The organism is Streptomyces sp. NPDC050509 (assembly GCF_044457965.1).
Lineage (GTDB): Bacteria > Actinomycetota > Actinomycetes > Streptomycetales > Streptomycetaceae > Streptomyces.
On record NZ_JBITHL010000021.1, the window covers coordinates 73977 to 95174 of the forward strand.

21 protein-coding genes and 1 riboswitch are annotated in these 21198 nt (G+C 70.9%); of the genes, 8 read left to right on the top strand and 13 right to left on the bottom strand.

From position 1 onward, the window contains the following. Nucleotides 1-54: 54 nt before the first annotated feature. Nucleotides 55-216, bottom strand: a complete 162-nt coding sequence (locus ACIBJC_RS37490; protein WP_329824899.1) for a hypothetical protein — start codon at nt 214-216, stop codon at nt 55-57. Between the two features lie 38 nt (nt 217-254). Then, on the bottom strand, nt 255-1223 hold the full coding sequence (locus ACIBJC_RS37495; protein WP_399300838.1) for a glucosyl-3-phosphoglycerate synthase: 969 nt from the start codon (nt 1221-1223) through the stop codon (nt 255-257). 197 nt (nt 1224-1420) lie between these two features. Then, nucleotides 1421-1548: riboswitch (SAM riboswitch) on the top strand. A gap of 17 nt (nt 1549-1565) precedes the next feature. Here ACIBJC_RS37495 and thrC point away from each other — a divergent pair. The 4 genes from thrC (at nt 1566) to groL (ending at nt 5812) form a co-directional block, all read left to right on the top strand. Beyond that, complete coding sequence (gene thrC / locus ACIBJC_RS37500; protein WP_399300840.1) at nt 1566-2873, top strand: threonine synthase; 1308 nt, start codon at nt 1566-1568, stop codon at nt 2871-2873. Between the two features lie 44 nt (nt 2874-2917). After that, complete coding sequence (locus tag ACIBJC_RS37505) at nt 2918-3193, top strand: ubiquitin-like small modifier protein 1 (RefSeq protein WP_385007531.1); 276 nt, start codon at nt 2918-2920, stop codon at nt 3191-3193. 359 nt (nt 3194-3552) lie between these two features. Further along, complete coding sequence (locus ACIBJC_RS37510; RefSeq protein WP_005315736.1) at nt 3553-3756, top strand: cold-shock protein; 204 nt, start codon at nt 3553-3555, stop codon at nt 3754-3756. A 430-nt stretch (nt 3757-4186) separates the two neighbouring features. Further along, the gene (groL, locus tag ACIBJC_RS37515) at nt 4187-5812 is read left to right on the top strand and encodes a chaperonin GroEL (protein ID WP_385007689.1); all 1626 of its coding nucleotides are present in this window, start codon (nt 4187-4189) and stop codon (nt 5810-5812) included. Nucleotides 5813-5965: 153 nt separating this feature from the next. Here groL and ACIBJC_RS37520 read toward each other — a convergent pair whose 3' ends face one another. Further along, nucleotides 5966-6541, bottom strand: a complete 576-nt coding sequence (locus ACIBJC_RS37520) for a Uma2 family endonuclease (RefSeq protein ID WP_399300843.1) — start codon at nt 6539-6541, stop codon at nt 5966-5968. 56 nt (nt 6542-6597) lie between these two features. Continuing rightward, nucleotides 6598-7530: a hypothetical protein gene (locus ACIBJC_RS37525; protein WP_399300845.1), complete on the bottom strand. Its 933-nt coding sequence runs from the start codon at nt 7528-7530 to the stop codon at nt 6598-6600. Between the two features lie 286 nt (nt 7531-7816). Here ACIBJC_RS37525 and ACIBJC_RS37530 point away from each other — a divergent pair, with 286 nt between their 5' ends. Both ACIBJC_RS37530 and ACIBJC_RS37535 read left to right on the top strand, forming a co-directional pair. Then, nucleotides 7817-8326 (top strand): RNA polymerase sigma factor, encoded by a 510-nt coding sequence (locus ACIBJC_RS37530; RefSeq protein WP_399300847.1) that lies wholly within the window; start codon nt 7817-7819, stop codon nt 8324-8326. Next, entirely contained in the window at nt 8326-9015 is a 690-nt protein-coding gene (locus tag ACIBJC_RS37535; RefSeq protein ID WP_399300849.1) for a hypothetical protein, read from the top strand. The genes ACIBJC_RS37530 and ACIBJC_RS37535 overlap by 1 nt, the downstream gene beginning before the upstream one ends. Before the next feature lie 124 nt (nt 9016-9139). Here the strand turns inward: ACIBJC_RS37535 and ACIBJC_RS37540 are convergent, their stop codons facing one another. Continuing rightward, nucleotides 9140-9805 (bottom strand): hypothetical protein, encoded by a 666-nt coding sequence (locus ACIBJC_RS37540; RefSeq protein WP_399300851.1) that lies wholly within the window; start codon nt 9803-9805, stop codon nt 9140-9142. Next, complete coding sequence (locus tag ACIBJC_RS37545; RefSeq protein ID WP_329824907.1) at nt 9805-10320, bottom strand: hypothetical protein; 516 nt, start codon at nt 10318-10320, stop codon at nt 9805-9807. The genes ACIBJC_RS37540 and ACIBJC_RS37545 overlap by 1 nt, the downstream gene beginning before the upstream one ends. Before the next feature lie 381 nt (nt 10321-10701). Here ACIBJC_RS37545 and ACIBJC_RS37550 point away from each other — a divergent pair, with 381 nt between their 5' ends. Next, entirely contained in the window at nt 10702-12177 is a 1476-nt protein-coding gene (locus ACIBJC_RS37550) for an FG-GAP repeat protein (RefSeq protein ID WP_399300853.1), read from the top strand. A gap of 4 nt (nt 12178-12181) precedes the next feature. Here the strand turns inward: ACIBJC_RS37550 and ACIBJC_RS37555 are convergent, their stop codons facing one another. The 4 genes from ACIBJC_RS37555 to ACIBJC_RS37570 are packed head-to-tail and all read right to left on the bottom strand — an operon-like array spanning nt 12182 to nt 16906. Continuing rightward, a complete protein-coding gene (locus tag ACIBJC_RS37555; RefSeq protein WP_399300886.1) occupies nt 12182-15121 on the bottom strand; it encodes a M48 family metallopeptidase in 2940 nt (979 codons plus the stop codon). Between the two features lie 13 nt (nt 15122-15134). After that, nucleotides 15135-15746, bottom strand: a complete 612-nt coding sequence (locus tag ACIBJC_RS37560; protein ID WP_399300855.1) for a hypothetical protein — start codon at nt 15744-15746, stop codon at nt 15135-15137. 28 nt (nt 15747-15774) lie between these two features. Continuing rightward, nucleotides 15775-16083 (bottom strand): DUF397 domain-containing protein, encoded by a 309-nt coding sequence (locus ACIBJC_RS37565; protein WP_399300857.1) that lies wholly within the window; start codon nt 16081-16083, stop codon nt 15775-15777. Beyond that, nucleotides 16064-16906: a helix-turn-helix domain-containing protein gene (locus ACIBJC_RS37570; RefSeq protein WP_399300859.1), complete on the bottom strand. Its 843-nt coding sequence runs from the start codon at nt 16904-16906 to the stop codon at nt 16064-16066. Before ACIBJC_RS37570 ends, ACIBJC_RS37565 begins: the two co-directional genes overlap by 20 nt. Nucleotides 16907-17051: 145 nt before the next feature. Between ACIBJC_RS37570 and ACIBJC_RS37575 the strand changes: the two genes are divergently transcribed. Then, nucleotides 17052-17459, top strand: a complete 408-nt coding sequence (locus ACIBJC_RS37575; RefSeq protein ID WP_399300861.1) for an amidase — start codon at nt 17052-17054, stop codon at nt 17457-17459. Between the two features lie 75 nt (nt 17460-17534). Here the strand turns inward: ACIBJC_RS37575 and ACIBJC_RS37580 are convergent, their stop codons facing one another. The 3 genes from ACIBJC_RS37580 to ACIBJC_RS37590 form a co-directional block, all read right to left on the bottom strand. Next, nucleotides 17535-19082: a PTS transporter subunit EIIC gene (locus ACIBJC_RS37580; protein WP_399300863.1), complete on the bottom strand. Its 1548-nt coding sequence runs from the start codon at nt 19080-19082 to the stop codon at nt 17535-17537. Nucleotides 19083-19115: 33 nt separating this feature from the next. Beyond that, complete coding sequence (gene murQ / locus ACIBJC_RS37585; protein WP_399300865.1) at nt 19116-20114, bottom strand: N-acetylmuramic acid 6-phosphate etherase; 999 nt, start codon at nt 20112-20114, stop codon at nt 19116-19118. A 156-nt stretch (nt 20115-20270) separates the two neighbouring features. Further along, nucleotides 20271-21194, bottom strand: coding sequence for a MurR/RpiR family transcriptional regulator (locus tag ACIBJC_RS37590; protein ID WP_329824916.1), 924 nt, complete (start codon nt 21192-21194; stop codon nt 20271-20273). Nucleotides 21195-21198: the final 4 nt, after the last annotated feature.

Consider the following 21198-nt stretch of genomic DNA (forward strand, 5'->3'; position numbering starts at 1 on the left):
TCGGTCGCGGCGCCCGCTCGGTCCCGCCGCCCCGCTCAGCCGACGCCGTCCCGCTCAGTCGCGCCGCCCGCGCGCCGCGGCCAGCGCGACCACCCCGGCGCCGGTCAGCGCGAACGCCATGCCGCCCAGCAGCCACAGCCGCTCGGCCGTGGACCCGGCCTGCGCCAGCACCCGCGTGAACTCCGAAGCTCCCGACAACGCAAGATTCATGCCCATGAGGGAGGAATCTAGGCAAGTAGTGCGATGATCCGACGTTACGCCGCGCGTCCGGCCGTGTACTCCGCGATCTCCCGCACCGGCGGACGCTCCTCCGTGTCCACCGCGTGCGTCCGCGGCGTGAAACCGTCCTCGCCCCGCTCGAACTGCGTGAGCCGCGGCCGTACCAGATGGCCCCGCTGGAGCCGGAGCTGCGCCGTACGGTAGATCGCCGCTGCCATCCGGCCCAGCGCCCGGTCGTCCTGGTGACGGTGGAGCCGTACACCCACGTCCACCTGGGCCAGCGCGTCGAGCCCCACCGTGTGCAGCGCGTCCACCAGCAGGCCCAGCTCCACGCCGTACCCCACGGGGAACGGCAGCCGCTCCAGCAGCGAGCGCCGCGCCGCGTACTCGCCGCCCAGCGGCTGGACGAAACCGGCCAGCCGCGGCCAGTGCAGATTGAGCAGCGGGCGCGCCACCAGCTCCGTCACCCGCCCGCCCTGGCCGGCCCCGCCCTCCGTACCGCCGCCCGTACCCCCGCCCAGCGGGCGGTCGTACATCGCCTTCACGAACTGCACCTCAGGATCGGTGAGCAGCGGGCCCACGATCCCGGAGACGAAGTCCGGCGAGAACTCCCGCAGGTCGGCATCGACGAAGCACACGATGTCGCCGCTCGTCACCAGCAGCGACCGCCACAGCACCTCGCCCTTGCCGGGCAGCGCGGGCAGCCGCGGCAGGATCGCGTCCCGGTGCACCACCCGCGCGCCCGCCGCCGCGGCGACCTCGGCCGTACGGTCGGTGGAGCCGGAGTCGATCACCACCAGCTCGTCCACGAGCCGGACCCGCTCCATCAGCTCACGCCGGATGACGGCGACGATCGCGCCGACCGTCTCCTCCTCGTCGAGCGCCGGCAGGACCACGCTGACCGTGCTGCCGCGCGCCGCCTTCGCCGCCAGGAGCCGGTCGGGCGTACGGTCCCCCGCCGACCAGGAACGCCTGGTCAGCCAGTGCTCCACCTCTTCCAGCACGTTCGGTACTCCCTGCGCGGTCCTTGATATGTGCGGTATGTGCCACGACATGTGCCACGACGTGATCCATCTCGCGGTGCGGACGACTATCTCAACCCTCCACCCCTTCGGTTACAGTCTTGAACAACACGAATGACCACCGCATGCCGGGGTCATCACGTGAACAAACGCACCGGACCCAGGCTCCGGCGCCATAGCGCTCATCCAGAGGGACTGAGGGAACGGCCCGTTGAAGTCCCGGCAACCCTCCCGCCGACCGCGAGGTCACGGTGGGGAAGGTGCCAATTCCGTCTTGCGGCGAAGTACGTCGCGAGGAAGATGAGGAGAAAGGGCCTCGCCATCATGGCTGTGCAGACCGTCCCGACCGGTACGAACGAGACCGGTGCCAACGAGACCGTCGACCTCGGACCCGCCACCGCACTCTCGTGCCGCGAATGCGGAGAGCGCTTCGACCTCGGCCCCATCTTCGCCTGCGTGAGCTGTTTCGGGCCGCTCGAAGTCGCGTACGACCTGCCGAGCGGCAGCCCCGAAGAGCTGAAGAAGCGCATCGCCGAGGGCCCGGACAACATCTGGCGGTACGCGCCGCTGCTGCCCGTCCCCGCCGACGTCGCCTCGAAGCCCAACATCAACCCCGGTTTCACGAAGCTGGTCAAGGCCGACAACCTCGCCCGTGAACTGGGCGTCACCGGCTCGCTCCACATCAAGGACGACTCCGGCAACCCGACGCACTCCTTCAAGGACCGTGTCGTCGCCATCGCCGTCGAGGCCGCCCGCGCCTTCGGCTTCACCACCCTCTCCTGCTCCTCCACCGGCAACCTCGCCGGCGCTGTCGGCGCCGCCGCGGCCCGCGCCGGCTTCCGCTCCTGCGTGTTCATCCCGCACGACCTGGAGCAGGGCAAGGTCGTCATGGCCGCGGTGTACGGCGGGGACCTGGTCGGCATCGAGGGCAACTACGACGACGTCAACCGCTTCTGCTCCGAGCTCATCGGCGACCCGCTGGGCGAGGGCTGGGGCTTCGTCAACGTCAACCTGCGGCCGTACTACGGAGAGGGCTCCAAGACCCTCGCGTACGAGATCTGCGAACAGCTCGGCTGGCGGCTGCCGGACCAGATCGTCATCCCGATCGCCTCGGGGTCGCAGCTCACGAAGATCGACAAGGGGCTCCAGGAGCTGATCAAGCTCGGCCTCGTCGAGGACCGGCCGTACAAGATCTTCGGCGCCCAGGCCGAGGGCTGCTCGCCGGTCTCCACCGCCTTCAAGGCCGGGCACGACGTCGTACGGCCGCAGAAGCCGGACACCATCGCCAAGTCCCTGGCGATCGGCAACCCGGCCGACGGGCCGTACGTCCTGGACATCGCCCGGCGCACCGGCGGCGCGGTGGAGGACGTCAACGACGAGCAGATCGTCGACGCGATCAAGCTGCTGGCGCGCACCGAGGGCATCTTCGCGGAGACCGCGGGCGGCGTGACCGTCGGCGTGACGAAGAAGCTCATCGAGGCGGGCGTGCTCGACCCGGCCCTCACCACCGTCGTCCTCAACACCGGTGACGGGCTGAAGACGCTGGACGCCGTGGCGCCGACGACCGGCCCGACGGCGACGATCCGCCCGAGCCTCGACGCGTTCCGCGCCGCGGGCCTCGCCGCGAGCTGACCACGTCGCGAGCTGACCACCGACACCGAGAAAGGCTTCCCACCATGAGCGTCAAGGTCCGTATCCCCACCATCCTGCGCACCTACACCGGTGGCCAGGCCGAGGTTCCGGCGGAGGGCGCCACCCTCTCCGAGGTCATCCAGTCGCTGGAGGCGAACCACCCGGGCATCGCCGGGCGCGTCCTGGACGACCAGGGCAAGCTGCGCCGCTTCGTCAACGTGTACGTGAACGACGACGACGTCCGCTTCGAACAGGGCCTGGAGACCGCCACGCCGGCGGGCGCGGGCATCTCGATCATCCCGGCGGTCGCCGGAGGCTGACGCCGCCGGAACGCAACGCAGAACGGCCCCCTCCGCAAGCAGAAGCGGAGGGGGCCGTTCTACATGGTTGAGCACGGTAGAGTGTGGGAACGCCCCGCTGTCGCCCGCTCCGTACGCGAGCGAGAACGCGACAACATGAGGGCAAAGTCCTGGAGCCTTTTGCGGCGTACGTACGCTTTGCCCGGCCCGACTTGTCCCGGAACGCAGTGGATTCAGCACTATGCGTGTTCGGCCACGCCCAGAATTCTCGTCCGATTGACCTGTTGCAGAGGGCAGTTGGGCAGATACATTCAGCCGCGGTCGACGCGTTCCGGCGCGAAGTGTGGCCCCGTGCAAGGGCCAGTAATAGGGGAGTTGGCATGGCTCAGGGCACCGTCAAGTGGTTCAACGCGGAGAAGGGCTACGGCTTCATCGCGGTCGACGGTGGTGCGGATGTATTCGTCCACTACAGCGCGATTCAGATGGACGGCTACCGCACCCTTGAAGAAGGTCAGCGAGTGGAGTTCGAGATCTCGCAGGGCCAGAAGGGTCCGCAGGCGGACATGGTCAAGCTCGCCGTCTGATCCCGGCGCGATCGGCCACCGACGCACTCACGTACTCGGTACAGACTCCGCATCGCACTCACGCATGAGGGGCCCGCATCCCGCACCAGGGATGCGGGCCCCTCATGCGTGACCCTCCAACGATGCCCTGTGGGCGCTTGCGCCCACCCGTCGCCCGACCACCACCCCTCCAACGATGCCCTGCGGGCGCTTGCGCCCACCCGTCGCCCGACCACCACCCCTCCAACGATGCCCTGCGGGCGCTTGCACTCTCGGGGGTCGAGTGCTAATTATTGGCGTTAGCACTCTGCAAGTGAGAGTGACAACTTAGGACCGGGTCGGTGAGGCCCGAAGAGCCGGTGGGGCAAGGAACCGCCGACTCTCAGGCCGTCCGTCGCGGGCGCCAGCGCGGTCCGGAGCAATCCACCCCAGTCCGGGAGGACCACTTCACATGGCCAAGATCATCGCGTTCGACGAGGAGGCACGGCGCGGTCTCGAGCGCGGGATGAACCAGCTCGCCGACGCCGTCAAGGTCACCCTTGGTCCCAAGGGCCGCAACGTCGTCCTCGAGAAGAAGTGGGGCGCCCCCACGATCACCAACGATGGTGTGTCCATCGCCAAGGAGATCGAGCTCGAGGACCCGTACGAGAAGATCGGCGCCGAGCTGGTCAAGGAAGTCGCCAAGAAGACGGACGACGTCGCCGGTGACGGTACGACCACCGCGACCGTCCTCGCCCAGGCGCTCGTCCGCGAGGGCCTGCGCAACGTGGCGGCCGGCGCCAACCCGATGGCCCTCAAGCGCGGCATCGAGAAGGCCGTCGAGGCCGTCTCCGGCGCCCTGCTGGAGCAGGCCAAGGACGTGGAGACCAAGGAGCAGATCGCTTCGACGGCCTCCATCTCCGCCGCCGACACCCAGATCGGCGAGCTCATCGCCGAGGCGATGGACAAGGTCGGCAAGGAAGGCGTCATCACCGTCGAGGAGTCGCAGACCTTCGGCCTTGAGCTTGAGCTCACCGAGGGCATGCGCTTCGACAAGGGCTACATCTCGGCGTACTTCGCCACGGACATGGAGCGTATGGAGGCGTCGCTCGACGACCCGTACATCCTGATCGCCAACTCCAAGATCGGCAGCGTGAAGGACCTCCTTCCCCTGCTGGAGAAGGTCATCCAGTCCGGCAAGCCCCTGCTGATCATCGCCGAGGACGTCGAGGGCGAGGCCCTGTCGACCCTGGTCGTCAACAAGCTCAAGGGCACCTTCAAGTCCGTCGCCGTCAAGGCCCCGGGCTTCGGTGACCGCCGCAAGGCGATGCTGAACGACATCGCCATCCTCACCGGCGGTACGGTCATCTCCGAGGAGGTCGGCCTCAAGCTGGAGAACGCCGGTCTCGACCTGCTCGGCCGCGCCCGTAACGTCGTCATCACCAAGGACGAGACGACCATCGTCGACGGTGGCGGCGACAGCGACCAGGTCGCGGGCCGTGTCAGCCAGATCCGTGCCGAGATCGAGAACAGCGACTCGGACTACGACCGCGAGAAGCTCCAGGAGCGCCTCGCGAAGCTGGCCGGCGGCGTGGCCGTCATCAAGGCCGGCGCCGCGACCGAGGTCGAGCTCAAGGAGCGCAAGCACCGCATCGAGGACGCGGTGCGCAACGCCAAGGCCGCCGTCGAGGAGGGCATCGTCGCCGGTGGTGGCGTGGCTCTGCTCCAGGCTTCCTCGGTCTTCGAGAAGCTTGAGCTGACGGGCGACGAGGCGACCGGCGCGCAGGCCGTCAAGCTCGCGCTGGAGGCTCCGCTCAAGCAGATCGCCGTCAACGGTGGTCTTGAGGGCGGCGTCGTCGTGGAGAAGGTCCGCAACCTGACGGTCGGTCACGGCCTGAACGCCGCGACCGGCGAGTACGTCGACATGATCGCCGAGGGCATCATCGACCCGGCGAAGGTCACGCGCTCCGCTCTCCAGAACGCCGCGTCCATCGCCGCGCTGTTCCTCACCACCGAGGCCGTCATCGCCGACAAGCCGGAGAAGGCCGGTGCGGCCCCGGCCGGCGGCGGCATGCCGGGCGGTGACATGGACTTCTGATCGACCTGAGGCCGCCCGGACGCCCGCCGCGTCCGGCCGGCCGGTCGATCGACCGTCCTGACCGAGGGCGGCACCCCTTCTTCGAGCCTTCGGCTTTCGAGCCTCGGCTTTCGAAGGGGTGCCGCCCTCGGGCTTTTCCGCGACCGTCGGCGGTCAGCGGGTGTAGTCCTTGAGCTTCTCGGTCTCCAGGGTGATGCCGACGGGGTGGGGGAGCTTGACCGTGGCTCCGTACGGGTGCGTGAGACGGCTCATGTACTTCCCTCCGCGTGGCTCGGAGTACACCACCAGCGTTTCGGCGTCCCGGTCGACGAGCAGGTACACGGGGATGTCGGTACCGGCGTAGCCGTCGCGCTTCTCCACGCGGTCGCGGCGATCGGTGTCGCGGTCGTGGGAGGTGACTTCCAGGGTCATGAGGACACCGTCGGCCGAGGCCCATTCGCCATGGCCCACGAAGTGGTCGAGAGGCGCCAGTGCTCCGTCGGGCCGGGCGCGGCCGTTGCGGTAGGTCTCGGTGAGCAGGCCTTGCTCCGGGTACAGCGCGAGTTCCGGACGGTGCAGCATGCACTGGCGGAGCAGCCACATGACGATGGCTCCGTGATCACCGTCGGGCACGGGCTTGACCTCTAGCCTTCCGTTGAGGAATTCGAGCCGCACCGTCTCGGCCGTGCGAGCGATTCGTTCGAATTCCTCGACAGGCATCTGGGGCTGATCGGCGGTACTGGGGGTCATGGCGTCGCCTCCTCCCCTCCATCGTGCCGCGTCTCTTGTCTCGGCGAGCTGTACGGTCATGCGCGATTCCTTTCTCGTGGAGGGGATGCCGCCGCACGCAGCTCCGTCGTCCGGTCACGGACCCGGGCCGGAGAGAGCGTGGCGGGGCGGGTGTTCAGGGGCGGTGCACCCCGGCAGGTGCCACACTCGCCGTCCAGCAGGGCTTCGGGGCGGCCGGGGGCCCGGCACCGTGCGCACTCCATCAGGCGCAGAACGGCCGGGCGTGGCGCGGTGACCGGTTCGGGCGGGAGCTTGGAGACCAGGCGGGAGCGGACGAGCGCCGCCGGATGGTGGACGGGTGTGGGGAGTCCGGTGGTGAGGGCGCGCAGGACGGTCTCCTCGTCGGCGCCGCGCTCGAACCACTTGACGGCTTCGGGCTCCAGTGCCGCGCAGTCGGCGGCGGACAGCGACAGGACCGGCGCGCGGCGGCCGAGCGCGGCCAGCAGAACGAGGGCGCGGGAGCGGGTCGGCGGGCGGTGGGGCGGCGGTTCCGGCTCAGGGGGCAGCCGCTGGTCCGGCTGCGGGAGTTCGCCGGAGACGAAGGCCGTCCACCACGCCATGCTCCGCGCCGTACGGGAGAACCACGTACGCGTCACCCAATGCCCGCTCCCCGACGCGGAGAAGACGAGTTCCCGGCCCAGGCGCAGATGGCCGGTGGCCCGCAGCGTCCGTAACGCCGTGCCCAACGCGCACTGCCCGTAGGGGAGATGCTTGGCGAGGGTCTTCACGGATATGTCGGCGCCGTCCGGGAGCCGGTCGATGTAGGCGGCGATGGCCGCCTCGCGTCCCGGGAGGTCCGCGAAGTCGTGTGCGGTACGGGGCTGTTGACCGGGTGTCGAACGTTTGCCGTAGCCAGGAGCGGCTGACGGGTGAGAGGAGTGAGATGCGGCGGAAATGGGCGGGGCGGCGTGCGGCGGGCCCTGCTCGGCACTAAGCTGGCTGACAGCCATATTGATCCGGCGTTCCGTTCTGAGAGAGTTGCCGTTGATCTTGTGGTCAGGCCCTCGCGATGGTGCTCGTAACACCTGCGGGGGCCGTTCCACGTTCTGAGGGGCACGCTAAAGCGTGACCACCCTCCGTGGCAAACCGAACACGAAACGTCAACTTCGCGCCGCCCAGGGCAAGGGAGGGTGGGTGGGGGGAGACCCACCAACCGATCCTTGAAAAAAACGCTCGGATCTCAGTTCTTGAGCTTCGGGATGTAAGGATGCGCCCGGTCCATGACATCTATGGGGTGTGGAGACCTTGAAGACCGGGAGTGAGCGGGACCGCGCCGCGCGGTTCACCGCCTTGTACGTCCGTGACCACCCGCGGGTGTCCGCCTTCGTGCACCGGAGGTCGGGGGACCGGGCGGCGGCCGAGGAGCTGACCGCCGAGGTCTTCCGTACGGCCTGGGAGCGCATGACGGACGGCCAGGAGGTCGGTACGGGCTGGCTGTTCGTCACCGCGCGGAATCTGCTGAGCAACCACTACCGCTCGATGGAGCGGCTGACGGAGCTGCACCGGCGGATCGGCGACGAGCTGGACCGTAAGCCTGCCTCAGGACCGGACGAAGCCGTCCTTGACGCGCTCGACCGGCTGCCGTCCCACCACCGCGAGGTGCTGCTGCTGAGCTACTGGGACGGGCTGAGCGCCGCCGAGGCCGGTCAGGCGCTGGGCTGTTCGGCGCCCGCGGTGTGGGTGCGGCTGCACCGGGCCCGCAAAGCGTTCCGTGATGTGTACGACCTGCCCGAGGAGTCGGTGTGATGCGCGTGAAGTCGATGATCCAGAAGGCCAATCCGGTACCTGCCCCGGAGCCCGGGGAGCTGTCGCCGCGCGCGGCGGCCGAACTCGCCGCTCTGGTGGGGCCCGTGGACGAGGGTGCGCGCCCGGTCCGTACGGTGGCCGCCCGCCGGTCGCCCCGGCGCGGCTTCATGACGGCCGTCGTCGCGTGCGGGGCCGCCGCCGTCATCGGCGGTGCCACCCTCTTCCTGCTCCCGGACGATCCGGCGGCCCCCGGCGAGGGGCCGGGCGCCGGACCGGGCGGCGGAGCCGTCGCCGACGAGCCGTACTTCGGGACCACGGCCCAGTTGGAGGGCGTCGCGACCGTGATCGTACGGGCGAGGCTCGGCGCCGGCCGGGAGGAGGACGCCGACGACATCATGACGACCGTCGCGACGGCGGACGTGGTCGCGACCGCCAAGGGGAAGACCCCGGGCGACTCGATCGAGGTCGCGTACACCACCCCGGGCTCCGGGCCCGAGACGGCCGGGCTCACGGCGGGCAAGGAGTACGTCCTGCTGCTGGAGGAGAGCGGCGACGGGGGGTACGTCCTGGTGAACACCACGCAGGGCTGGTACGGCGTGGGCGGCGACGGCCGGCGGGCGGTGGCCGGGAACGACAACGATGTGGCCCTGAGCCCCGGGGTCCTCAAGGCGCTTCGGCTCACGGAGTAGCGCGGTGGGGAGCGGGGTGGTGGGGAGTGGCGCGGGGAGACGAGGGCGGGGCGTCACGGAGGGCGATGTCCTCCGTGACGCCCCGCCGCCCGGGTGCGGCTCCGGTGCGGTGGGCGCGCGCCGCCTACCTGGCGCTGATCCGCTGCGTCCGGTCGGCGAGCTGGCTGATCCTGCCCGCGTTGTCGAAGCCGCCGCCCGACACGGCCTTGACCGCGCCGCCGGACCCGACGGTGTAGAGCGCCTGCTCCGGGTTGAGCAGGTCGTACGGGTTGGCGCCGCCGTTGTCGGCGAGCATCAGCACGTACTCGGTGCCGCCCCCGGCGAGCGCCGTGGTGTCCCGCTCCTTGTACGTGACGCCCTTGTACGTACCGCCGAGCTGGCTGACCTCGACGGTGTCCCCGACGGCGGCGTCCCCGGCGAGCACCTGGGAGACCTTCACCGTGGAGACGGTGACGACCACCGGGTCGGCCGCCGACTCGGCCTCGGCCTTGGCGATCTCCTTCGGGGAGAGACCCGCCTGCGGGTTGGTGGCCGGGTCGCCGCCGGCCGAGGTCTCGGGCAGCAGGGGCTCGACCCGGGAGCCGACCACGGTGCCCCGGACGACGAGGTCGGACTCGCCGATGACCGCGTCGAGCGAGTCGTAGGCGGGGTAGTCCGCGTGGTACGCCACGACGTCCGCCGAGGATCCGGCCCCGGTGCCGTTCGCGGGGCCGCCGTCCGAGGAGCAGCCGACGACGCCGAACGCGGCGAGGGCCGCGGCGCCGGTGACGAGAAGGTTCCGGTTCGCCATCACGAGTAGATCCTCTTCACCTCGGACTTGTCGTACGCCAGCGGCTTCTGCACCGTCGTGCGATTACGGCTGTGCTTCATGAGCGACGCTTTGCTGGTATTCGGGTTGTCGTCGAGACTCAGCGCGTGCCCGAGTTCGTGCGTGGTGGTGCTGCGGACCCACTGGTCGTACTTCGAACCGGCATCCCGGTCGAGAGTCCTGGCATTCACCTGGATCTTGAAGACCCGATTGGCGCGAGAGCCGGACGGTGCGTAAACCCCGTACCAACTCGCGCTGTAGCGACCGGCCGTGAACGAGGCCTTGGCGGTGGACTTCCGGCCTATCTTCGCCTTTACCCCGGCGTCGTTCCAGTTCTTGCGGCCGGTGTCGAAGTACTTGACCCACTCGTTGTTGATGCCGACGGTCTTGACGTTGAACGACCGCTTCGGCATGCCTCCGCTGTAGTACGTGGCCTGCGCGGATGTCGATCCGGCCAGTGTGCCGGCGACGGCCAGCGCGGTGCAGGAAGTGAGCACGAGCGATGCGCGTGCGAATCTCCGATTCAATTTTTTCCCCGTGAATTGGGCATGCGGCAGCTCGATGCCGCGCGCATGCACGATCGAGAATGAGGATGCGGATATACGGCACGCATCCCTGAAGAGCTGAACTTCCCCTTTCGATCCCCCGGTTGGTCCCCCGTCGGTCAGCTCACCCGACACATCCGACCCTATGGTCCGTCAGGTCCCGTCGTCAAAGGGAATCCACCGTCAAATTCACGTAATAAACAGGGGGGTTGGCTCCGCATGTAAAGAACCCTCGGTAGCTCGAGGCGGTCCTGAGGTGCCCGTATGATCACATCCGTTCGGTATTCAGGCGGCCTCTCCCGGGGGCCGCCACCGGGAACCTGGGGGGTTCTGATGCGCGCAAGAGCGCTCACCACCGCGGCCGTCTGCGCGGTCACACTGCTCGGCGCCGGCGGCGTGACACCGGCCGCCGCGGCGGCCGACCGTACGGGCCCGGTGGGGGCAGCCGGGGCGGGCTCCGGAGCCGGATCCGGAGCCGGAGCGGGCTCCGGAGCCGACTTCAACGGCGACGGCTATCCGGACCTCGCCATCGGCGCGCACACCGCGACCGTCGACGGCGTGAAGCGGGCGGGCGTCGTCACCGTCGCGTACGGCTCCGCCACCGGCCTGAAGCACGACACGGCCGCGATCATCAGCCAGGCCACACCCGGCGTCCCCGGTGACCCCACCGAGGACGGCAGGTGGCGCGCGGTCAGCGCCCACGGCGACCTCGACGGTGACGGCTACGACGACCTGGTGGTCAACTGGGCGGAGCGGCACACGGTGCTCTGGGGAAGCGCCGACGGTCTCACCGCGGGCACCACCGTCACGCCCGGCACCTACCGGCCCCACGACCCGAAGGTCCTCGGCGGCACCGTCGGCGTGGGCGACGTCAACGGCGACGGGGTCGACGACTTCATCACGCGCGGCAACAACGGCGCCTCGTACGGCCTCTCCGTACGGCTCGGCCCGCTCGACCGTACGACGGGCGCGTCGGCCGGTGTCTGGTTCCGCAACACCGGTTCCCTGGACAAGCTCCTGACCTCCGTCGTCCATGTGGGCGATCTGACCGGCGACGGCATCGACGACATCGTGGCCGGCGGCGGGGTCGTCCTCGGGAACGGCACGCCCGGGGGCGTGGTGCTGAAGGGCTCGGCCACCGGACTCGTCAAGGGCAGCGGCTTCGGCGGACCGCAGAAGTACAGCACCTTCTACCCCTCGGCCCTCGGCGACCTGAACAAGGACGGCTACCAGGACCTGGTGACGGGCCATCCGGAGGACAACAAGATCTACGTGGCGTACGGCGGCCCCAACGGCATCGGCAGCACCCCGAAGGCCCGCTCCTACACCCAGGCCGGCACCGGCGTTCCCGGCCTGGACGAGGAAGGCGACCGCTTCGGCTCCGCGCTGGCCATCGGCGACACCGACCAGGACGGCTACGACGACGTGATCATCGGCGCCTCGTACGAGACCGGCGCCGACCCGGCGACCACCACCGCGTCGGGCGCGATCACCGTGCTGCGCGGCAGCGCCTCCGGGATCACCACCACCGGCGCGACGTCCTTCACCCAGAACAGCAAGGGCGTCCCCAGCACCTCGGAGAACAACGACCACTTCGGCTCCGCGGCGGCGGTGCTCGACACGGACCGGGACGGGAACCCGGAGGTCTACGTCGGCGGCAACGGCGAGGACGGCTACAAGGGCCGCGTCTGGACCCTCCCGACGGGCGCGTCGACCGGTGTCACCGGTACGGGAGCCACCAGCTTCCACCTGGGCACCCTCGGAGGCCCCGCCACCGGCGGAAACTTCGGCTACCGCATCGCGGGCTGACCGACTAGCCCCCGTAACCCGCCTCGGACAGCACCGTGTTGACCCTGTTGGTGACCTTCTCGGCGCTCCTTCCGGCCGCGATCAGCTCACCCAGCGAGGTGGCGAAGAGGTCGTAGTCCCACTCCCTCAGGGCGCGTTCGCAGTTCAGACTGCCGTTCCGCGCCTGGGTGCCGAGGGCCTGCCAGGCCGACTGGGCCTCGGGGTCCGGTACCCGGAAGTAGGCGCCGTTCACCCACCCGGCGATTCTGCCGAAGTCGGCGCAGGTGGGCCGGAGCCGGGCCAGGTAGGTCAGGTTGGCGTTCTTGGTGTCCGCGGCCGTACGCAGCACGTCTCCGAGGTACCTGAAGTCGGCCGCGGCATGCTCCAGCAGATACCGGCCGCCGAGGCGGTGCCAGGCGTGGACCTGCCGGGCCCTGGTGGCGGTGGACACCGGCACGGCGGCCACATTCGACCACTGGCGGGTCGCCCACGGGGCCGTGGCGGCGTCGGGGACCAGGGTGTGGAACCGTGCCAGGGAGAGCGGCATCACCACGGCGATCCCCACCGCCGCCGCGGCGAACCCGCCCGCGCCCAGGCGTACGCCGAAGCTTCGGGCCCCGGGCGCCTGCCCGGCGGACCGAGGGCGCGGGCCGCCCGCCCCGCCCGCCGGGCGCGCCCACCGCCGCCGCGCGCGTCCGACGGGCGATCCGGCCGCGGCCACCAGGAAGGCGATGATCGCCGCGAGGGCGAGGGGCCCGTTGATCAGATACGGCAGCGTCCACCCGAGTGACTGCCAGGCGGGCTGCCAGGAACAACTGGTCCTCAGGGTGTTCAGCGGCTCGACGCAGCCGTCCGCCGAGACGAGCAGGATCATCCCCGCGATACCCAGCAGCGCCGCCGACTCCGCCGCGATCAGAGTGCCGGCCAGGCGGTGCGCGCGGCCGGTCCGTACCCCCGCGACGACCGCCGCGACCGCCGCCGCCCCCACCAGGACCACGAACAGCCAGACCAGGTAGCGGACTTCGTACACACTGTCGCGCTGCCGCGGACCGGGCTGCGACGTGTGCAGATGGGCCTGCACACCCACCAGGGCGAGCCAGCACACCGCCCCGCCCAGCAGCCCCGGCCGCAGCGCCCGGCGCAGCGGCGGCACCGGCTCCCCGGCCGGAACGGTCCGGCCGCCGCCGGGCAGCGCGCCGGCCACCCAGCGGGGAGTGCCCGGGGCCCGGCCGATCGCCCAGGCGGCCAGCGGCATGAGCCACAGCGCCGCGATCGCGGCGGGGATCAGCGGTGAGGCGACGAAGCCGTTCAGCACCGGGCGCGCGGTGACGACCGCCGAGACCATGGCCGACCGCGCCGCGTCGGTGCCCTGCCGCGCCGCGTCCGCGCCGGGCACCATCCGCAGGGCCGTCTGGCGCATACCGGTGCTGTTGTACGACGCCCCGGCCGCCCAGGACCACCCGTCCATGGTCCACCAGGCGAACCACGCGGCCAGCACCAGCGTCGAGGACACCAGGCCGATCAGCAGCGGCGGACGGAGCGAACGCCCGCGCCAGGTACTGGCCCACAGGTGGGCGCATCGCGTGACCCACCAGGCGAACGCGACCCCGGCGCCGAGGACCAGGAGCAGCACCGCGGGCCGCTGCGGCAGCCATTCGGAGCCGCCCATGCCGAATCCGATGAACAGCCCGCCCGCTCCCAGACCGGCGCCCAGCCACAGCCCCGTCCGTACCCCTGAGGGCACCGGGTCACCGGTGAGGACGGCGTACGCCACCGTCCGCCACAGCGCGGTCCCGATCACCCCGGCGACCAGTGCGGCGGGGGCCAGGGCGACCAGTTGGACCCGCCAGAGGTTGTACATGTTGTACGTCGACAGATAGGTCAGCAGATGGAAGTTGACCATCGAGGCGGCGGCCCCGGTCAGGAACACCGGCAGGGCCCGCGCCCCGAACAGCGGCGCCGGGTCCGTCAGGGCGTCACGGCGCTCCTCCCAGCGCGGATGCGTGCCCCAGTGCTCCCGCAGCGAACCGAGCGCGCGCCGGAGCCGGCCGCCCTCCGGGGCCCGGGTGGTGGCGTCCCAGCCCCGGGGGTTCGCACCCCAGCGCACCGCCGCCAGGTCCGCGTACACCTCCCGGCTGCGCAGCACATCCGACCGGGCGAGGTGGACGAGCGCGACGGTGACGACGGGGAGCAGCAGTCCACGGGTCAGTGCCGGTGCGTCGGTGGACCACGTCCCCCACCTCAGGACGCCGCGGACCTGGGTGCTCTCCCACACCAGGTAGGGCACGAGCACCAGGGCGAGGAACACCCGCCACAGGGCGACCGTGCCGTACGTGACGGTGATGTCCCGGTTGGCGATGTGGGCGAACTCGTGCAGCAGCACCGCCCGGAAGCGTTCCGGGTCGGTGGCCCGGCAGGCGAGCAGGCCGCCGTACAGACACACGACCGGTCGCCGGTTGCGGCCGAAGACCACGGCGCCGGTGGAGACGGAGGCCCGGTCCACGACCACGCGCGGCAGCCGGGCCAGCCCTGCGGTCTCCGCCAACTCGGCGAGAATAAGCTTGAGTTCACCGTTCTTGTCGACCGACTCCAGTGGCACGGCACGGCGTCGCCGGGCTTTCAGTACGGGCAGAAGGACGAACAGCAGCGCGGCCGCGGCGGAGAGCAGCACCGGCCAGCCGAAGATCTGCCACTGCGCGGGCGGCGGCGCGTACTTGGCCATGCACGCCTCGTACGGGACCGCCTGGCTGAGGGCGTTGACCGCCGAGGTCAGGTCCCCGGCCCGGTCCGGGTCGATCCCCAGGGCGAGTTGGCAGCCCACGCGGTCCGAGCTGTGGAGGGAGTTGACGGCGGGCAGCATCATGGCTCCGCCGGCGGCCAGCAGCAGGGCCACCAGCAGCGCGAAGCGCACGGTGGTCCCCGCGCCCATCGCCCGTTCGTCGATCCGGGACCGGGCGGCGGGCATGCCCACGGCGGGCTCAGTCCTCTTGGGCGGTACCGGTGACGGCGGGGGTGTCCGGTCTGGCCTCGGCCGAGGTCGACGTCGAAGCCGACGTCGATGCCGAGCCTGGTCCCGAGTCCGAGTCCGGGCCCGATGCCGGTCCCGAGCCTGAGTCGCTCGGTTCGGCCAGGACCAGCCTGGCCACCACCGAGTCCGCGACCTCCGAGGCGCGCTGGGCGGGGAGTCCGCGCTGCGCGGCCGACTCCAGCACCAACCGGCGTACCTCGGCGAGCTGTTCGCGGGTCAGCGCGGGCACCGTGACCGGCGCCCGGCCTCTGCGGAACAGCCGGCGCAGCAGCGCGGTCGACTGCCGCGACGTCACGTCCACGGCGGTGTCCGCGAAGCGTCTGGCCGCCTGGTCCAGCGTCAGCCAGACCACCGGGGTGATCAGCACCGCGATCTCCCCCATGCCGAATCCCAGAGGCTCCCGCCGCTGCCCCTGACCACTCAGGCGCCGGACGGCGGTGCTGTCATCGAGGTCGAACAGCCCCTCCAGCATAGGCAGTTCACCCGGCGAGAGGTCGGCGACCACTTCGTGGACCAGGTCGCGTACCGGGCGGTCCCCGGACGAGAGCGCTTCGGAACCCATGTCATCCCCCAAAGATCACTGGACAAGATCACTTCACGTTCGGCGCGGACGGGTCGGTCTTGAGTTCGGTGACGAAGGCGGTCCAGGTCCCCGCCTGGAAGACGAGGCCCCGGGCGTGCGGGGTCTTGGAGTCACGGACGGGGACTATGCCGGCCAGGCCGTCGGCCACCTCCAGGCAGTTGCCGCCGGTACCCCCGCTGTACGTGGACTTCCGCCAGGCCGCGGATCCCGGGAACTCCCGGGCTACTTCGAGGCAGTTGCCACCGTCCCCGCCGCTGTAACTGGCCTTGTGCCAGGTCGCCGCGCTCAGGTCGTACTCACGGCTGCTGCTCTTCATGCGCGTAATCCTCCGCCACTGATTCGATCAGGGCCAAGGATGCTCTCGGTGACAGTGCGGTGGCCCCCAGTAGATCGTAGGTCAGTTCGTACCGTGCGACGGTGGCCGGATCGTCCAGCAATTGCCCCGATCCCAGGCTTTCGAGGTAGGCGAGCGGAGGCGCGTCCTCGAACCCCATCAGCTTGAGCGCGCCGTTCATCGCGGCATGCGCGCCCGCGGTGAACGGCAGCACCTGTACGAGGATCCGGTGCCGCCTGGCCATGGCCGCCACATGGCGCAGCGCCTGGGCCATCATGGCCGGACTGTCCACGGGCCGCCGCAGCACCGCCTCGTCGAGCACGGTCCAAACCATCGGTTTTGTTGGGTCCTTCAACAATGCGGCCCGCTCCATGCGCGCCGCCAGCAGCTCCTCGATCGCCTCCTCCGGAGCCGTCGGGTGGTACGCGCGGAACACCGCCGTGGCGTACGGCCCCGTCTGCAACAGGCCCGGGATCAGCAGCGGCGCGTACTCCCGGATCATCGTCGCGACCGCCTCTGCCTCCGCCGCCTCGGCGAAGTGGTCCGGGTACTTCGACTTCTTCAGTGCCTCGCAGTTCCGGAAGAAGAAGCCGTCCGTCTTGAAGGTCTGGTCGAAGTACGTCGCGTACTCGGGCTGCATCCTGCGCGTACCGGCCTCCAACTGGCCGATGAACGAGCCGCTGACGAAAAGCGCCGCACCCAACTCGTCCTGGGACATGTCCGCTTCGCTCCGCTGGTGTCTGAGTTCCGCGCCGAGCATGGCGCGGGGCGACGAGGAGGGGTCGAGGGGTTTCGGTCCAGGCATGGGGATCTCCCGGTTCGGACAGGGGGCGGTGTTGGGCCGCCGTCTCTTTTCAGGCTAACCACACTCGGACACTCTGTGTGCACGCAATCGATACAGAGCGTGGGAGCAAACAATGAACGCGACGCGGGACACAAAGGATGCGGATGTGACGTCCCGAACAGGCGAGATCCTGCACCGTTTCCGGCTGATCCACTGCCAGGCCGAGGGCACACCGGACTTCTACGCGCCCCGCTACGAGCTGCTCAGGGCCCGTCCGCCGCAGGGGTGTTCGGTCGAGCGCTTCGGCGACTACTTCTGCCTGCGCTGCGAGCGCCCCGGCACCACCCTGCTCGCCGCGGTGGCGCCGCTGTGCGCCGAGATCCGGGAGGAGTACGGGGTCCTCATGAACGACCTGGGGATCGAAGGGCTCTGGGACTGGACCGGCGACGGTGTGGACGGCCACGGCGCGGAGATCGTGGGCCAGTTGCTGCTGATGGCCGCCGAGCGGGGACCGCTGCTCGGGTACGGGGTGGACGACCTGGTGGCGTTCCTGCGTACGGCTGCCGCGGGTTGAGGGCGTCGCGGGTCGAGCGCGCGGCGGCTTGAGCGCGCGGCCGTCAGGTCGTCAGCGCATCAGGCCGTCAGGTCGTCAGGTCGTCGACGGTGCCGTTTCCGTGTCCGGCCGCGGGGGTGTGGGCGGGGCGGTCGCGGGCGGGGGCGTGTTGAGTTCGGCCAGCATCGTGTGCGTGAAGCCGAAGCAGTACGTGGCGACGAACCCCGCGACGTATCCGGTCAGCAGCCCGCCCCCGTACACCGCGAGCGCCTCGCCCAGGCCCCGGTCGCCGGCCAGGAGCGGGAACAGCGCCCAGCCCGACGGGCCGATCGCCGTGGCGCCGACCGCCGCGCCGAGCTGGTGGAACAGGCCGACGAAGGCGCCGCCGGCCGCACCGCCCACGCACGCCGTGACGAAGGGGCGGCCCAGGGGGAGCGAGACGCCGTAGATCAGGGGTTCGCCCACGCCGAGGAGGCCCGCGGGGAGGGCGGAGCGGATGGTGCCTCGGAGGGAGGTGTTCCGGGGGAGGCGTACGTAGACCGCCGCCGCGGCGCCGACCTGGCCCGCTCCGGCCATCGCGAGGATCGGGAGCAGCACGGTGTGGCCCTGCTGTTCGATGAGCGTCGTGTGGAGGGGGATGAGCGCCTGGTGCAGGCCCAGCATCACCAGCGGCAGGAACAGCCCGCCCAGGACCAGGCCCGCGCCCGAACCGCCGTACCTGAGCAGCCAGGTGGCGAAGTCACCGATGGCGCCGGCGACCGCGCCGGCCAGGTACATCAGGCCGTACAGCGTGGCCAGGCCGGAGACGAGGACGGTCAGGGTCGGGGTGACCAGGACGTCCAGCGCCTCCGGTACCCGCCTGCGGCACCACTTCTCGACCCGCACCGCGAGGGCCGCCGCAGCGAGCGCGCCCAGTACCCCGCCCTGGCCCGGGGCGAGGTGACGGCCGAACGCGTCGACCTGCGCGACGCCCGGGAAGACGATGACCGCGGCGACGGCGCCGCCCAGGACGGGGGTGCCGCCGAACTCCTTCGCCGTGTTGTAGCCGACGAAGACCGCGATCAGCGACAGGAATCCGGAGGCGAGCGCGGCGAGCGCGGGGGCGAGGGAGGGCAGTTGGTGGAGGTTGGTGAGCAGACCGCCCAGGCCCGCGACGATGCCGCAGCCGATGAGGGCGGGGATCAGCGGGACGAAGATGTTGGCGATCCTGCGCAGGAGGAGTTTGACCGGGGTGGCGTTCCTGGCCTTCCGCGACGACCTCATCGCCTCGCCCTTCGCCGCCAGGCCGTCAGCGGTCGGCGAGGAAGGGGAAGGGGAGCGGGAGAGGGAAGGGGACGGAGGCAGGCTCGGGGAAGGGGAAGGGGAAGGGGACGAGGACGGGGACGGCGTACGGGACCGCGTCAGCAGGGACTCGAACTCCGGGGTCACCCGCGCCACCGTCCCCGGGCCCAGCACGATCTGGTACGTCTCGTCCGCCACCACCCCGAGCACCGCGGGCAGCGCCCGCAGTTCCGCCTCCCGCACCAGGGAGCGGTCGTGCAGGCCGAGGCGGAGCCGCGTCATGCAGTGGGCCACGGAGGAGACGTTCGCGGCGCCCCCGACGAGCGGGAGGATCGCTTCCGCCGTGGCGCGGTTCTTGTCCATGGGGCGCTGCCTTGCTTCGGAGGGACCCGGAGGTCAGGGGGCGGGGGACGGGTGGGTCCGCAGGAGCGCCGCGCGCAGGTGCCCGTCGTGCTCCGTCAGCAGTCGCGCGGCCGTCGGTCCGTCGACCGCGCCGAGGATGAGCAGGATGGCGTTCTTGACCTCGCCGTCGGTGGCGGCGAGCGCCGACTCGATCTCGTCGTCGGACGCGCCCGTGGCGAGGGAGACGATCCGGCGGGAGCGGGCGCGCAGCTTCTCGTTGGAGGCGCGGACGTCGACCATGAGGTTTCCGTACGTCTTGCCGCGCCGGATCATCGTGATCGTCGAGAGCATGTTGAGGACGAGCTTCTGCGCCGTACCGGCCTTGAGACGAGTGGAGCCCGTGAGCAGTTCGGGCCCGACGACGACCTCGATGCCGTGTTCGGCCGCCGCCGCGAGCGCGCTGCCCTCGTTGCAGGAGAGGCCGATGGTGAGCGCGCCGAGGGAGCGGGCGTGCTCGACGGCGCCGACCGCGTACGGGGTGCGGCCGGAGGCGGAGACGCCGACGACCGTGTCCGCCGAGGTCAGCTTTATCGCCGTCAGGTCGGCCGCCGCCAGCTCCCTGGAGTCCTCGGCGCCCTCGACCGAGGTGACCAGTGCGCCGGGGCCGCCCGCGATCAGGCCGACGACCTCGCCCGGGTCGGTGTTGAACGTCGGCGGGCACTCGCTGGCGTCCAGCACACCGAGCCGCCCCGCCGTGCCGGCGCCCGCGTAGATCAGCCGTCCCCCGTGGGTCACGCGCTCGGCCGTGGCGTCGATGGCGGCGGCGATACGGGGGAGCTGGGCGGCGACGGCGGCCGGGACGGTGGCGTCCTCACCGTTCATGATCCGTGCGATGTCGAGCGTGGGGAGCCGGTCGATCTCGGCCAGTTCGGGGCGGAACGCCTCGGTGGTGAGCGTGTCGAGCTGGGCGCGGAGGTCGCCGTACGCTCCGGTCTCGCCGTTGTGCGTGTGGTGCGTGTGCTGCGTGTGGTTGGTGCGGCGCGTCGAGGACATGGGGCAGCGGCTCTTTCTTTCCGGGGGTGCGGGCGCCGGTTTCCGGGGGTGCGGGTGCCGGTGTGAAGGAGATACGCGATGGAGCCGCGCGGCGGATCCGGTGGCGGATCCAGTCGTGGAGTCCGTGGTGGAGCCGCGCCGTGGTGGAACGGTGCGTCAGCGGGCGCTGCTGCGCGGGCTGTGGCGGTGCGCGAGCGCTTCGTACGAGGCGGAGAGCGCGGGCGCGGCCGTCTCGTACGTGCGCTGCGCCACGCCTATGAACAGGCAGTCGACGACGAGGAGCTGGCTCGTACGGCTGGACATGGCGGCCGGGCGCAGCTCGCTCTCGCGGGCGGTGGAGGTCGTCAGCACATGGTCGGCGTACTGGGAGACCGGGCTGTCCGGGCGGCCGGTGATCGCGACCGTCGTCGCGCCCCGGTCGAAGGCGGCGCGGAGCGGTTCGATGACATCGCCGGTGGAGCCCGAGTGGGTGATCGCGATGGCCACGTCTCCGGGCTGGAGCTGGACGGCGTTGGTGACGGCGAGGTGCGGGTCGCTGTGGGAGTGCGCGATGAGTCCGATACGGAGCAGTTTCTGCGCGAGGTCCATGCCGACGAGGGAGGACGCGCCGACGCCGTAGATGTCGATCCTGCGGGCGGCGACGGACGCGGCGACGACGGCACCGAGCTGGACGGTGTCGAGCCCGGCGGCGGTGTCGGCGAGGGTCTGCTGTTCGTCGTAGGCGAGCTTCGCGACGACGTCCCCGATGGGGTCGTCCACGGCTATGTCGGCGGTGACGGAGGGCGCGCGGCCGGACTGCTGCTGGGCGGCGAGACCGGCGAGGGCGAGGCGGAGATCGCGGTAGCCGGGGTAGCCGAGGAGCCGGGCGGTGCGGACGACGGTGGCCTCGCTGGTGCCGGTCAGTTCGGCGAGGCCGGTGACGGTCAGGGCCGCGCAGCCGGCCGGGTCACCGGCGACGGCTTCCGCGACGAGCTGCATGGAGCGCGTCATGGTCGGTGCGAGGGTCCGCACCTTGGCGGCGAGGGCGGCGGGGGCGGGGGGAGCGTCACCGCTGAAACTTTCCTTCACGTCTTGGGTCACTCTT